10 protein-coding genes are annotated in these 14,359 nt (G+C 70.0%); 6 read left to right on the top strand and 4 right to left on the bottom strand.

Annotated elements, in window-relative coordinates; all coding sequences use genetic code 11:
* From HG543_RS19665 to HG543_RS19650, 4 genes are all read right to left on the bottom strand, one after another.
* Positions 1-2,090, bottom strand: a 2,090-nt coding sequence (locus HG543_RS19665) for an Ig domain-containing protein (protein WP_169346339.1), incomplete at its 3' end; no start/stop codon positions are given.
* 102 nt (positions 2,091-2,192) lie between these two features.
* A complete protein-coding gene (locus HG543_RS19660; RefSeq protein WP_169346338.1) occupies positions 2,193-3,155 on the bottom strand; it encodes an alpha/beta fold hydrolase in 963 nt (320 codons plus the stop codon).
* Between the two features lie 48 nt (positions 3,156-3,203).
* Positions 3,204-4,355 carry an acyl-CoA dehydrogenase family protein gene (locus HG543_RS19655; RefSeq protein WP_169346337.1) on the bottom strand — a complete coding sequence of 384 codons (1,152 nt, stop codon included), beginning with the start codon at positions 4,353-4,355 and terminating at the stop codon, positions 3,204-3,206.
* Between the two features lie 17 nt (positions 4,356-4,372).
* The gene (locus HG543_RS19650; RefSeq protein ID WP_343073398.1) at positions 4,373-5,170 is read right to left on the bottom strand and encodes an IclR family transcriptional regulator; all 798 of its coding nucleotides are present in this window, start codon (positions 5,168-5,170) and stop codon (positions 4,373-4,375) included.
* A 179-nt stretch (positions 5,171-5,349) separates the two neighbouring features.
* On the opposite strand from HG543_RS19650, the gene HG543_RS19645 reads away from it, so the two are divergent.
* From HG543_RS19645 to HG543_RS19620, 6 genes are all read left to right on the top strand, one after another.
* A complete protein-coding gene (locus tag HG543_RS19645) occupies positions 5,350-6,870 on the top strand; it encodes a 3-hydroxyacyl-CoA dehydrogenase (RefSeq protein WP_169346335.1) in 1,521 nt (506 codons plus the stop codon).
* Positions 6,871-6,875: 5 nt separating this feature from the next.
* Positions 6,876-8,072 carry a 3-oxoadipyl-CoA thiolase gene (locus tag HG543_RS19640; protein WP_169346334.1) on the top strand — a complete coding sequence of 399 codons (1,197 nt, stop codon included), beginning with the start codon at positions 6,876-6,878 and terminating at the stop codon, positions 8,070-8,072.
* Between the two features lie 5 nt (positions 8,073-8,077).
* Positions 8,078-9,259, top strand: coding sequence for an acyl-CoA dehydrogenase (locus HG543_RS19635; protein ID WP_171818354.1), 1,182 nt, complete (start codon positions 8,078-8,080; stop codon positions 9,257-9,259).
* Positions 9,260-9,274: 15 nt separating this feature from the next.
* Positions 9,275-10,693, top strand: coding sequence for an aldehyde dehydrogenase family protein (locus HG543_RS19630; RefSeq protein ID WP_169346333.1), 1,419 nt, complete (start codon positions 9,275-9,277; stop codon positions 10,691-10,693).
* 49 nt (positions 10,694-10,742) lie between these two features.
* A complete protein-coding gene (locus HG543_RS19625; protein ID WP_169346332.1) occupies positions 10,743-11,837 on the top strand; it encodes a Zn-dependent alcohol dehydrogenase in 1,095 nt (364 codons plus the stop codon).
* Between the two features lie 139 nt (positions 11,838-11,976).
* Positions 11,977-14,292: a hypothetical protein gene (locus HG543_RS19620; RefSeq protein WP_169346331.1), complete on the top strand. Its 2,316-nt coding sequence runs from the start codon at positions 11,977-11,979 to the stop codon at positions 14,290-14,292.
* Positions 14,293-14,359: the final 67 nt, after the last annotated feature.

Raw genomic sequence — 14,359 nt, 5'->3', positions numbered from 1 at the left:
GGATTCGGGTTCGGGTTGGGATTCGGGTTGGGATTCGGATTCGGATTCGGGTTCGGCGCCGGATCGACCTGGAGGGTGACGGCGCGCTCCGAGGTCAGGCCCAGCGCATCCCGCACCGAGAGGGTGAGGGCGAAGCTGCCGTTGGCGGTGGGCGTGCCGGACAGGACGTACGCCGCGTCCTGCTGCTGCAGCGTCAGGCCGGCCGGCAGCGCGCCGGTGTGGCTCCAGGTGTACGGGGCGCGGCCCCCCTCTGCGGCGAAGCTCGCCGAGTAGGCGGTGCCCTGCACCGCGGTCGCGAGCTGCGCGGCCGGAATGGCCAGCGGCCGCACCACGTCCAGGTTGTAGGTACGCGTGGCCTCGGTGCCGCGCACGTCCCGGGCCGTCGCGGTGAGCTGCGCGGTGCCCGCCTGGGTGGGCATGCCGGAGAGGGTGCCCGCCGCGAAGTTCAGCCCCGCGGGCAGCGTGCCCGTCAGCGACAGCGTGGTGCTTCCAGCGCCACCGCGCGTCTCCACCGTCGCGTTGTAGGCCACGCCCACCACGGCGTACGGCAGCGACTCGGTGAGGATGGCCGGGCCTGCCCAGGGCCGGCGGGTGGCCACCAGCGACACCTCGGGGGTCATCATCACCACCGTCTGCGGCCCCGTGGCGGCGGTCTCCGGGGAGAAGTCACCCGCTGCGCCCGTCGCGTGCGACGCCCACGTGACACCATCCGCGGACGAGCGGAGCTCGAACGGCAGCAGCTCGTCGCCGACCGGCTCGCGGCGCAGCGTCCCTCCGACCACGAAGGTGTTGTCGATGTACGCCAGCACGGTGTCATCGGGCAGGCCGGCATCGTCCCCGGTCAGCAGCCCCTGCACCGGCTCCCACGTCGTCCCGCGGTCCAGGGACATGAAGATGTTGCCCGGCGGGCCCTGGGGAGGCGTTTCGCCGCCCTCCTGCCACGTGAAGGCCATGAAGCGGCCGTTGCCCCAGACGAGCGTCCGGATGGCGCGGCCCGCCAGGGCCTCCGACGGCACCGTGTCCCAGCCGGAGCCGTCCGCGCGGGCGCGCATCAGGATGTCGTTGGTGACGTCCTCCTCGCCCTCGGGCTCGCCCACCGCCAGGAGGGTGTCCTGGCCCACGGCGAGCCGCGGGACGCGGTAGGCCCCGTCGACGCTCTGGTCCGTCCACTCGGTGCCATTGCTGGAGACGGTGATGAGGCCCTGGGTGCCCGTGGCCACCAGCCGTCCGCCGTGCACCGCCAGCGCCAGGAAGTCGCGCCCGGCCGCGTCGACGTGGAGCTGCGCCCACGTGCGCGCGTCATCGCGCGAGACGTAGATGGCCCCACCCGACACGCCGAACCACTGGTCCTGGGTGTAGACCAGCCGGTCCACGACGAGGGCGGTCTCCGTTCCCTCGAGCACCGGCTCGAAGGCCGTCCACTCGCGGCCGTCCGTCGAGGAGTACATGCCCAGGTCGTTGCGGAGCAGGAACTGCCCGTGGTCGTACCACACCCGGTCATTGATGGAGATGGGCCCCGCGCTGCCGAAGGACGTGACCTCCCAGTGGTCGAACGTGGTGGCCGGCTGCACATTCACGTGGAGCAGGCGCTCCAGCTGCCCACCCAGGCGCGTGGCCTCATCGGTGGGACGGAACCCCGTGGCGTAGCGCAGGCGGTACGCGCCCTGGGCCACGCTGGGCACCGGCAGCATCAGTCGTGCGGTGGCGAGCGCCTCGCCCTCGGGGTCGATGCTCTCGGTGCCGGAGATGAGGCAGTGCCACCGCGTGCCCGGCGTCCCGAACGCCTGCTCGGCCTCGGAGCTCACCTCGGGGGAATACTCGGCATCCAGGCGGTTGTCGCTGTTGTGGGTATAGGTGCCGGTCGGGAACGGCCAGCCATCGGGCAGGCCGAGACAGGCGACCAGGTTGCCCGAGGCGCCCACCCCGTAATACTCATCCCCGGGGCCGAAGTTCACCTTCAGGTCCAGCGGAACCTCGGTTCCACTGCGAACCGTGGCGTCATGGCCGATGAATGCGGCGCTCTGGCAGCCGGCCGCCAGACCCAGGATGGCGCCCGTCCAGGCCCGCCAGATACGAAGACTGTTGTGCAAGCGAAGTTGTCCTCTCCAAGAACGACAGGAGAGAACTGACTACATTTTTGTATTCACAGTCAAATTGCAGCAGTACTGGATTGAGTGTCGCGCGAGGAGGGCCTACCCGCGCGCGGCGGGGCGCTCCGTCGCGCGCGCCAGCGTGGGCAGCACGTCCGGGCGGTCCCAGATGGGGAAGTGGCTGCAGCCGTCTACCGTCACCACGTTGAGCGAGGGCCCCGCCTTCCGGGCGCTCTCCAGCATGGACTGGCTGTCCAGCACCCGGTCCTTCCCGGGGACGATGACGGTGGCGTTGGGGACGTTCTTGAAGAGCGACGCGTCGCGCTCGTGCATCCAGTCATCAATCCCGCGCAGGTTGGACACCATGGTGGCCACGCGCTTGGGATTGAAGGGGAAGGCCATGATGAGCTCGCGCTTGCGCGGGTTGTTCTCCAGCGGGCCCCATGTCTTCAGGTTGCGCGGGTTGATGGGCTGCTTGCGCCACAGGGGAATGACGAACGACAGCAGCCAGAGCTGCGCGGCCGTGGTGCTCACGTAGGGGCGCGCCTGGGGCAGCACGGGCGCCTCCAGCACCACCTCCACCCGCTGGAACAAATCGGGCCGCATGGACGCGGCCTCCAGGATGACGGCGCCTCCGCGCGAGTGGCCGTGCACGCGGATGGTGTCCGTCTTCGGCAGGTGCTCCAGCGCCTGTATCAGTACGGCGGCGTCGTAGGGGATGGTGCCCTCGCGCTCCGTGGGCACCTTCGCCCAGGGGACGGAGGCGTGGCGCGGGTTGGAGATGGGCACGTGGTAGTCGCAGCTCGTCAGCAGGATGAGCTGGAGGTCCGGGTCGCTGTAGTGGTCCGTGAAGTAGCGCATGTCGGCCACGAAGCCGTGCATGCAGATGACGGTGGCGCGCGGGTTGTCGCTCCGGCGCTCGGCGATGGCCGCCTTGCCGACCTGATAGACGACCCCGTCGAAGGGCTCGCTCTTGCTGGGCTCGCATTCCCGGTGCAACAGCCACTGCCGCATGGCGAGCACCAGGATGATGGTGCCCGCGAGCACTCCGATGGCCAGGTACATGCTTCCTCCTCGGGGACGGGAACGGTACGCAGGGCCCGCGCTGGAATGCTAGGCCACCTCGCGCATCATGTTGCGCGCGATGACGAGCTGTTGAATCTGGCTGGTGCCCTCGTAGAGCCGGAACAGGCGCACGTCGCGGTAGAAGCGCTCGATGCCGTAGTCGGCGATGTAGCCGGCGCCGCCGAAAATCTGTACCGCGCGGTCCGCCACGCGGCCCACCATCTCGCTCGCGAACAGCTTGCAGCAGGAGGCCTCGGTGCTGATGTTCTCGCCCAAATCCCTCCGGCGGGCGGCGTCCAGCACCATGCAGCGGGCGGCGTAGGCCTCCGTGCGGCTGTCGGCCAGCATCGCCTGGATGAGCTGGAACTCGGCGATGGCCTTGCCGAACTGCTGCCGCTCCATGGCGTAGCGCAGGCTGTCGCGGATGAGGCGCTCGGCGACGCCGACGCACACGGCGCCGATGTGGAGCCGCCCGCGGTCGAGCACCTTCATCGCCGTCTTGAAGCCCTGGCCCTCCCGGCCGCCCAGCAGCTGGGACGCGGGCACGCGGCAGTCCTCGAACATGACGTCCGCGGTGTGCGTGCCCTTCTGGCCCATCTTCTTGTCGGACGGACCGATGACGAGCCCCGGCGTGCCCGCCTCCACGAGGAAGGCGGAGATGCCGCTGGCGCCCTTGTCCTCGGGGTTGGTGCGCGCCATCACCGTGAACAGGCCGGCCTCCGGCGCGTTGGTGATGTAGCGCTTGGTGCCATTGAGCACGTAGTGGTCGCCCTCGCGCCGCGCGGTGGTGCGCAGCGAGGACGCGTCCGAGCCGGCGTTGGGCTCCGTGAGGGCGAAGGCGCCGACAATCTCTCCGGAAGCCAGCTTCGGCAGGTACTTGCGCTTCTGCTCGTCCGTGCCGTCCAGGATGATGCCCTGCGAGCCGATGCCGTTGTTGGTGCCGATGAGCGAACGGAACGCGGGCGACGTCTGGCCGAGCACGAAGGCCACCTGGACCTCCTGGAGCATGTTCAGCCCGATGCCGCCGTACTCCACCGGCGTGGACAGGCCGAACAGCCCCAGCCCGCGCATCTCCTCCACGAGGTCGTGGGGAATGGCGTCCTCCTCCGCCACGCGGTGCTCATTGGGTACCAGCCGCTCCCTCACGAATCGGTCGAGCGTGGAGAGCAGCTGGGCCAGCGTCTCATCATCACAGGCCATGGATGTGCAGTCCTTTGTCAGCGGCGCAGCAGGGCCGCTTCGACGTTGCGAACGAGGTTCACCAGGCGGGGCCCGAGGTCGAGCAGGAGCCGTTGGCGGGGCAGCAGGAAGGACGGGCCGCCACAGTTGAAGGCGAGGATGCCGCTGCCGTCCGGGGGGATGAAGGGCACGCCCACCGCGTTCACATCCTTGTCCCAGTCCCCGATGGAGAGCGTGAAGCCATGCGTCTGGTACTCCTCCATGGCCTGCTCGATGCCGGCTTGGATGCGCGGCCACTTCTCCGGCTCGCGCTTGGCCATGTGCCGCATGAGGTAGTTGCGCTCACCCTCGGGCAGCGCGGCGAGCAGCGCACGCCCCATGGCGGTGGTGGCCAAGGGCAGCCGTGAGCCGATGTCCAGCCGCAGCGTCACCGCGGCCGTGGAGCGGCAGTGCTCGACGTACACGACATTGAGCCGGTCCCTACTGCCCAGCGACACGGGCACGTTGGCGTAGTCCGCCAATTCCTGCATCAGCGGCCGGGCCAGGTCGCGCACGCCCATGTTGGAGAGCGCCGCGAAGCCGAGCGCCAGCACCCGTGTGCCCAGCTGGTACTTCCCCAGCCGCTCTGAATAGGTGAGGTAGCCCAGCCGCGTCAGCGTATGCGTCAGCCGGGAGATGGTTGGCTTTGGCAGCCCCGTGCTGGCCGCCAATTCCTGATTGCCCAAGAGCGGCCGCTGCGGCGTGAAGGCACGCAGGATTTCCAATCCACGCGCGAGCGCCGTCACGAATTGGCGGTCCTTCACCTCCTCGTCGCCCTCGGTGTCCAACGACTCCACGAAGGGCCCCCCATTGTCATTGAAGGGTGCACCAGCGCCATTCGAGGGAAACGGGGAAGAAGGCAGTCGGGCCATGGCAATCCTGAAGAGCGGGATTGCCAGAACGATAAACAACGCAGTATTTAGGGTCAACGGCTGCGAAATTGAATTTCGCACAGCGAAATTAGGGAAAACCTGCCATGAACGTCCACGGCTCCGAGCTCATCCTTGGCATCGTTGGTACCGGCATCATGGGCCGGGGCATCGCCCAGCTTGCCGCGCAGTCCGGCGTCACCGTGCGCCTGTTCGATGCGCGTCCCCAGGCCGCTGAAGAGGCGCGCGTCGCCGTCGGTGCGACGCTGGACTCGCTGGCCGCGAAGGGGAAGCTGTCCGCGGAGGACGCCCGCGCCGCGACGGCCCGCCTCCAGCCCGTCGCGAGTGAAGCCGCGCTCGCCGGCTGTCACGTGGTGGTGGAGGCCATCGTCGAGGACCTGCGCGCCAAGCAGGAGTTGTTCGCCCGCCTGGAGCGCATCGTCGGTCCCGACTGCCTGCTGGCCACCAACACCTCGTCGCTCTCGGTGACGGCCATTGCCTCCACGTGCGAGCGCCCCGGCCGCGTCGGCGGCTTCCACTTCTTCAACCCGGTGCCCCTGATGAAGGTGGTGGAGGTCATCGACGGCGCGCGCACCGAGCCGTGGGTGGGCGAGGCGCTCACCGGGCTGGCCCGGCGCATGGGGCACCGTCCGGTGCGCGCGGCGGACACGCCGGGCTTCATCGTCAACCATGCGGGCCGCGGCTTCGGCACGGAGGCGCTGCGCGTGCTCCAGGAGGGCATCGCGTCCTTCGATGAAATCGACCGCATCCTGCGCGAGGCCGCCGGGTTCCGCATGGGGCCCTTCGAGTTGCTGGATTTGACGGGCCTGGACGTCTCGCACCCGGTGATGGAGTCCGTCTACGAGCAGTTCTACCAGGAGCCGCGCTACCGCCCGTCCTACGTGTTGCGGCAGCGGCTCGCGGCGGGGCTGCTGGGCCGGAAGAGCGGCCGGGGCTTCTACTCCCACGAGGGCGGCAAGCAGCAGCCCGTGCCGGCACCCGAGCTTCCACGGGGCGAGCGCAGGCCGGTCTGGGTCGCCGCCGAGGAGGCGGGCTGGCGTGACACGCTGCTGACCCTCGTGCGCGCCGCGGGCTGGGCGCTGGATGGCGGAGACCGCCCCGCGCCGGAGTCGCTGTGCCTCGTCGCTCCGCTGGGCAGTGACGCCACCACCACGGCGCTGGCCCTGGGATTGGACGCCGAGCGCACCGTGGCGGTGGACCTGCTCTTCGGACCCGAGCGGCGGCGCACCGTCATGACGACGCCGGTGACGCGGCCCGCGTTCCTGGACTCGGCGCTGACGCTGCTCTCGGCGGACGGCACTGCGGTGTCGCGCATCCACGACAGCACGGGCTTCGTCGCGCAGCGCGTGCTGGCCACCATCGTCAACATCGCCTGCGACATCGCCCAGCAGCGCATCGCCACGCCGGAGGACATCGACGCCGCCGTCACGCTCGGCCTCGGCTACCCCCGGGGCCCGCTGGCCTGGGGTGACGCGCTCGGTCCCCGGCGGCTCTTGAAGGTGCTGGAGGCCATGCACGCCGCGTCTGGCGACCCGCGCTACCGCGCCAGTCCCTGGTTGTCCCGCCGGGCGCGGCTCGGCGTCTCCCTCCTCACTCCGGAGAACTGAGTCTCATGAGTGCCTATATCTACGATGGCCTTCGCACCCCGTTCGGCCGGCACGCCGGCACGCTGGCGCCGGTGCGCCCCGATGACCTGCTCGCCGGTGTCATCAAGGCGGTGATGGCGCGCGGCCCCTTCGAGCCCGGCGACGTCGAGGACGTCATCATCGGCTGCACCAATCAGGCGGGAGAGGACAGCCGCAACGTGGCCCGCCACGCGGCGCTGCTGGCGGGCCTGCCCATCGAGGTCGCGGGCATCACCGTCAACCGGCTATGTGGCAGCGGGCTGGCGGCGGTGCTGGACGCGGCGCGCGCCGCCACGACGGGGCAGGGCGAGCTGTTCATCGCGGGCGGCGTGGAGAGCATGAGCCGCGCGCCCTTCGCCATGGCCAAGGCCGACTCCGCCTTCAGCCGCGACGTGCGCATCTACGACACGACGATGGGCGCGCGCTTCCCCAACCCGCGCCTCATCGCCGGCTTCGGCGACGACACGATGCCGGAGACGGCGGACAACATCGCCCTGGACCTCGGCATCGGTCGCGAGCCGAGCGACCGCTTCGCGCTGGCCTCGCAGCAGAAGTACGCGGCGGCCCTGGCCAATGGCTTCTTCTCCGGCGAGCTGTCGCCGGTGGCGGTGCCGGGCCGCAAGGGCACCGCCACCATCGTGCCGGCGGACGAGCATCCGCGCGGGGACACCACGCTCGACAAGCTGGCGGCGCTCAAGCCGCTGGCCCCCGACGGTGTCGTCACCGCGGGCAATGCGTCCGGCATCAACGACGGGGCGGCGGCCCTGCTCGTGGGCACGCTGGGCGCGGGCGAGCGCGCCGGCTGCAAGCCGCTGGCGCGCATCGTCTCGGCCGCGGTGGCCGGGGTGCCGCCGCGCACGATGGGACTGGGACCCGTGCCTGCCTCCCGCAAGGCCCTGACGCGAGCCGGGCTGACGCTCGCGGACATGGACGTCATCGAGATCAACGAGGCCTTCGCCGTGCAGGTGCTGGGTTGCCTCAGGCTGCTGGAGCTGTCCGAGGACGACAGCCGCATCAACCCGAACGGAGGCGCCATCGCCCTGGGCCACCCGCTGGGTGCGTCCGGCGCGCGCCTGGCGCTCACGGCGGCCCGCCAGCTCCAGGTGAGCGGTGGGCGCTACGCGCTCGTCAGCATGTGCATCGGCGTGGGGCAGGGCATCGCCGCCGTCCTGGAGAGGGTCTGAACACCATGAGCCAACGCGCACCGTTTCAGTGGCAGGACCCGTTCCTCCTCGAGGAGGAATTGAAGGAAGAGGAGCGGCTGCTTCGCGACACCGCGCACGCGTACTGCCAGCGGCAGCTCATGTCGCGCGTGCTGGAGGCCAACCGCCACGAGGTGTTCCACCGCGAAATCATGAACGAGATGGGCGGCCTCGGCCTGCTCGGCTCGACGATTCCGTCCGAGTACGGCGGGGCCGGGGCCTCGTACGTGGCCTACGGGCTGCTGGCGCGCGAGGTGGAGCGCGTGGACTCCGGCTACCGCTCGGCCATGAGCGTGCAGTCCTCGCTGGTGATGTACCCCATCTACGCCTACGGCTCGGAGGCGCAGCGCCGCAAGTACCTGCCCGGCCTCGCGAAGGGTGAGCTGGTGGGCTGCTTCGGCCTGACGGAGCCCGACGCTGGCTCGGACCCGGGGGCGATGCGCAGCAGGGCGAAGAAGGTGCCCGGGGGCTTCCGCCTCTCCGGCACCAAGCAGTGGATTACGAACTCGCCCATCGCGGATGTCTTCGTCGTCTGGGCCAAGGACGAGAGCGACGAGATTCGCGGCTTCGTGCTGGAGAAGGGCATGAAGGGGCTCACCGCGCCGAAGATTGAAGGCAAGTTCTCGCTGCGCGCCTCGGTGACGGGCGGCATCGCCATGGACGACGTGCTCGTCCCCGAGGAGAACCTGCTGGCTGGGGTGAAGGGCCTGAAGGGTCCCTTCGGCTGCCTGAACAACGCGCGCTACGGCATCTCCTGGGGCGCCATGGGCGCGGCGGAGTTCTGCTGGCACACGGCGCGGGCGTACACGCTGGAGCGGAAGATGTTCGGCCGGCCGCTGGCGGCCACGCAGCTCATCCAGAAGAAGCTGGCGGACATGCAGACGGAAATCACGCTCGGGCTGACGGCGGCGCTGCGGCTGGGGCGGATGAAGGACGCGGAGAAGGCGGCGCCGGAGGCCATCTCGCTGCTCAAGCGCAACAACTGCGGCAAGGCGCTGGATATCGCGCGGGTCGCCCGCGACATGCTGGGCGGCAACGGCATCGCGGACGAGTACCACGTCATCCGGCACGTGATGAACCTGGAAGCGGTGAACACCTACGAGGGCACCCACGATGTCCACGCGCTCATCCTCGGGCGCGCGCAGACGGGCATCCAGGCCTTCAGCTGAGGAGGGGACACAGCCATGCAGGTCTTCGACACGCTGTACATTGGCGGTGAGTGGGTTGCTTCTCGCGGCACGAGGCACATCGACGTCCTCTGTGCCTCCACCGAGGAGGTGATGGGCCGCATCCCCGAGGGCACCGCGGAGGACGCGGACCGCGCGGTGCGGGCGGCGCGCGCGGCCTTCGACGCGTGGTCCACCCGCCCCGTGGCCGAGCGCGCGCAGGTGCTGGCGAGGCTCCAGGAGAAGATGATGGCGCGCGCGGACGACCTGGCGCGGACCATCACCGGCGAGGTGGGCATGCCCATCGCGCTGGCGAAGCCCATCCAGGTGGGCACGCCCGTCACCGTGACGGGCTCCTACGTGCAGCTCCTCCAGGAGTTCCCCTTCGAGGAGCAGGTGGGCAACTCGCTGGTGGTGCGCGAGCCGGTGGGCGTCGTCGCCTGCATCACCCCGTGGAACTACCCGCTCCATCAAATCATCGCCAAGGTCGTCCCGGCGCTGGCCGCGGGCTGTACCGTCGTCCTCAAGCCCAGCGAGGTGGCTCCGCTCAACGCCTTCATGCTGGCGGAGCTGATTCACGAGGCCGGCGTGCCGGCCGGTGTCTTCAACCTCGTGTCGGGCACGGGCCCGGTGGTGGGCGAGGCGCTCGTGCGTCACCCCGAGGTGGACATGGTGTCCTTCACGGGCTCCACGCGCGCGGGGCGGCGCATCTCCGAGCTGGCGGCGGCCACCATCAAGCGGGTGGCGCTGGAGCTGGGCGGCAAGTCGGCGGCCATCGTGCTCGACGACGCGAATCTGAAGAACGTCGTGAAGCGGGTGGTGAGCAACTGCTTCCTCAACTCCGGGCAGACGTGCTCGGCACACACGCGAATGCTGGTTCCGCGAACGCTCCACGACGAGGCCGCGAAGCTCGCGGCCGAGGTGGCCGCCGGCTTCACGGTGGGCGACCCGTTCAAGGGCGAGGCGAAGCTCGGGCCGCTCATCTCCGATGCCCAGCGCACGCGCGTGCGCGAGTACATCCAGCAGGGCGTCCGTGAGGGCGCGAAGCTCGTGGCGGGTGGCGCGGAGGCGCCCGAGGGGCTCGCGAAGGGCTACTACGTGCGGCCCACGGTGTTCGCGGGCGTGACGCCGGAGATGACCCTCGCGCAGGAGGAGATCTTCGGCCCCGTGCTCGTCGTCATGCCGTACGAGGACGAGGACGACGCCATCCGCATCGCCAACGGCACCATCTACGGCCTGTCCGGCGCCGTCTGGTCGAACGACGCGGAGCGGGCGAAGCGCGTCGCGCGCCGGATGCGCACCGGGCAGGTGGACATCAACGGCGGCCGGTTCAACCCGCTGGCGCCGTTCGGCGGCTACAAGCAGTCCGGGCACGGGCGCGAGTTCGGCAAGGCCGGGCTCGAGGAGTTCCTGGAGCACAAGGCCATGCAGCTCTGAGCCGTCTGACGTCTCACGCCATTCCTCATCACACCTGGAGCAAGCCACCATGAAGGCTGCTGTGTGTTTCGAGAAGGACAAGCTGTCCATCACCGACATCCGCTTCGACGCGCCGCAGGCACAGGAGGTGCTGGTGCGCATGGTCGCGTGTGGCGTGTGCCACACGGACCTGTCCGTGCTGAACGGCACCGTGAAGATGAAGCTCCCCTGCGTGCTGGGGCACGAGGGCGCGGGCATCGTCGAGGCGGTGGGGGAGGGCGTCACCCACGTGAAGAAGGGCGACAAGGTCGTCCTCTCATGGGTGGCCCAGTGCGGCGAGTGCTACTACTGCCGCATCCAGCGGCCGAACCTGTGCCTGCTCGGGGAGAAGATCAACGCCACCAACCGGATGCCGGACGGGAGCACGCGGCTCCACCACGACACGCAGGACCTGAACGTCTTCTCCTCGCTGGGCGCCCTGTCGGAGTACTCGGTGGTGCCCGCGCGCGCGGCGGTGAAGCTGCCGGCGGACGCGCCGCTGGACAAGGCGGCGCTGGTTGGCTGCGCGGTGACGACCGGCGTGGGGGCGGTGCTCAACACGGCGCAGCAGCCGCCGGGGGCCACGGTGGCGGTGTTCGGCGCGGGTGGTGTGGGGCTGAACATCATCCAGGGCGCGGTGATTGCCGGAGCGGAGCGCATCATCGCGGTGGACGTGCACCCGAAGAAGCTGGAGCTGGCGAAGGTTTTTGGCGCGACGGACGTGGTGGACGCGAAGGCCGGGGACCCGGTGGCCGCCATCCGCGAGCTGACGCACGGCCGGGGCGCGGACTACGCATATGAAGCCGTGGGCCGCAAGGAGACCATCGAGCAGGCGTACATGTGCACGCGCAAGGCGGGCACCTGCGTCGTCGTCGGCGTGGGGAGCGTGAAGGAGCAGATCAGCCTGAACGTCTTCGTGCTGCCGCTGATGGAGAAGCGGCTGTTCGGCTCCTGGTTCGGCACGGCGGACGTGCACCGGGACATGCCGAAGCTGCTGGACCTCTACTCGCAGGGGAAGCTCAAGCTGGATGAGCTGGTGACGAAGACGTACTCGCTGGACCAGCTCGACGCGGCCTTCGCGGACATGCACAGCGGGGTGAATGCCCGCGGCGTCGTCGTGTTCTGACGCCGAGGACGGCCCGGGAGCCAGACTCCTGGGCCACCTGAGTCCAACCTTGAAAAAAGCCGACTCAAAAAAGATTGGGTAATCCGGTGTAACCGTCACGAGGGGGGCGTCGTACCTACTGGTCAAAGGAGCACTGACCATGATCGACGGGCTTCGCAGGCGATTCCTCCCCCCTCCTCCGCCACCCCCTGCCCCGAAGAAGGAGGCACCGGCGCCGCAGCCCGCCAAGAAGCCGGCCGGGTTCTCCGGGAGGAGCACGTTCGAGGCGCCGGCCCGGGCTCCCGTGGTGCTCACCCCTCCCGCCACTCCCAGGCCGGTGGCACCGGCGGCCACCCACGTCGCGGCCCGAACGGATGGGACGGCGACCGGCGGCGCGTCCACCGTGCGTGACGCATCGCGTGCGGTCGAGGCGGCCTACACGTCCGGAGGGGCCAAGGCCGCCGCCGCCGAGCTCCGCTCCCAGACCGAGGCCCTGACCGACCCGGCCCAGGTCGACAGGCTGCTCGCCGCGGCGCAGCCCACCATCGACCGCATCTCCACGGACCTCGCCAATGGCGTGAGGAACAACAGGGTCGACCTGGCCACGAACCGGGACGTGCTCCGCGACCTCGACGCGGCGGTCAGCCGCGCCGGCCAGGCCGGGCGGGACGCGGTGGCCACCTCGGTCGCGAAGAAGCTCTCCGAGGCGGTGCCCCAGGGCTCGGCTCAGCTGGGGCGGTTCGATGACGCGCTGGTCGAGCTGGCCAGGGACGGCGTGGGAGGCACGCTCTCCTCCGCGGTGGCGGAGAAGCTGATCAACGACTTCGGCCGCGTCGAGGCGGGCAATGCGGTGCTCGACACGTCGGTGGACGCCATCAACGAGGTCCGCGCCGACTACGAAGCCAAGGCGGAAGAGCTGACCCAGGTGGAGACGCGGCTCAACGAGGAACTCGCCCAGCTGGGGCCCGCGCTGACGCCGGAGGAGATCGAGAAGTTCAAGGAAGCCTTCTGGGCGCGGGACGAGAACGCGGACATCCGCGACGCCGCGCGCGCCGCGGGAGACACGCTCTCGGAGACGCTTGCCGCCAGCACCGCCGAGCTCGAGGCGCTCGCGGCGCAGGGGGACGCGGGCGCGACGAAGGCGCTCTTCGATGGCTACAAGGCCCTGGCCGAAACGCCGAACCACGCGGATGAGGCCCTCCAGTTCGCCGGGCGCATCAACCAGGACGCCGGGCTCGCCGAGGCGCTGAGCAAGGAGTACGGCGGCGACTTCGAGCAGAAGCTGTCCGATGAAATCCTCGCGCCGGCGGTGCCGAACGCCCAGGCGGAGGCCATCGCCGAGGCAGGCGAGGGCGGCTTCGACGTGGCGATGAAGGAGTTCAGCGCGCTCGTCAAGGGGCTGAAGACGGCCCACTCGCTCACGAACATCCCCGGCGACGTCCAGCAGATGCTGACGGACATCCGGGACATCCGCGCCGGCACCTTCACGCAGGACAAGGTGCAGGAGATGCTGGACGCCTGGGGGAACGAGTCGCCGCTGGGCAGGTCGCTGGCGGTCGCCACCCTCGGCCTCGGCCTCTATGACCTGCCCTCCCAGCTCGCCGACGGCGAGTACCTGGAGGCCATCAAGAACACCCTCTCCTCGTCCGCCGACGGAATCGAGCTGACCGCCGGCATCCTCGACACCCTGGGCAAGACGGGCGCGGCCACCGACGTGGCGAAGTTCGGCGCGAAGTTCGTCCCGCTGCTCGGGCTGGGCGCCGACGCCATCCAGGCGTACCAGGACGTCCAGGCGCTGCGGGACGGCGTCTCCGCGGGCGACGTGTTCAACCTCGCCGGCTCGGTGGTGTCGCTGGCGGGCGACATCGCTGGCTTCGTCCCGGTGGCGGGGACCGCGGTCGACGTGGTGGCCACGGTCGCGGGAGAGGCGCTCCGCGCGGTGGGTGGCCTCCTGAACGGCGACCTGGGCCCCGACCTCGAGGACTTCTCGCTGGACGAGGTGACCGACATCCTCCAGAACACGCTCGGCCTCTCGGAAGCGGAGGTGCAGCTGCTGGTGGGGAACACGAAGAGCGGCTACGGGAAGCAGCTGCAGGCGCTGGGCCTGGAGCCACTGCAGATCCGCGAGCTGCTCACCCAGACGGAGCCGCCGCTGTTCGCCTTCTCCGACGCCCTCGGGAGCTACGAGCCGCTGGGCGACGCCCGATTCCTCTTCGAGACGCTCGCCGCGTTTGGCATGAGCGGGGACGCGGCGTTCGAGTTCATCCAGGAGCACGGCAACGCGCTGTCGGCGTTCGAGCAGCTTGACGACGCGAACCCGTTCGCTCCCCTGGAAGCGACGCTGGATGGCGCGATCTCCACCGGCGACTTCTCCGCCTACCGCGAGGAGGCGCTGCGGTGGCTCCCCCCTGAGATCATCGAGGACCTGGAGCCCTACCTGGACGCGCCCGCGAACACCGAATTCTTCGAGCCCTGAGGCTCGAAGGCGGCTCCGGGGAGCGTGGCCCCGGAGCCACCCGCGTCTACTCACTCTTTGGGGCTGG

The sequence above is a fragment of the Pyxidicoccus fallax genome (assembly GCF_012933655.1).
GTDB classification, from domain to species: Bacteria; Myxococcota; Myxococcia; order Myxococcales; family Myxococcaceae; genus Myxococcus; species Myxococcus fallax.
This window is presented reverse-complemented; position numbering and strand designations above follow the sequence as displayed.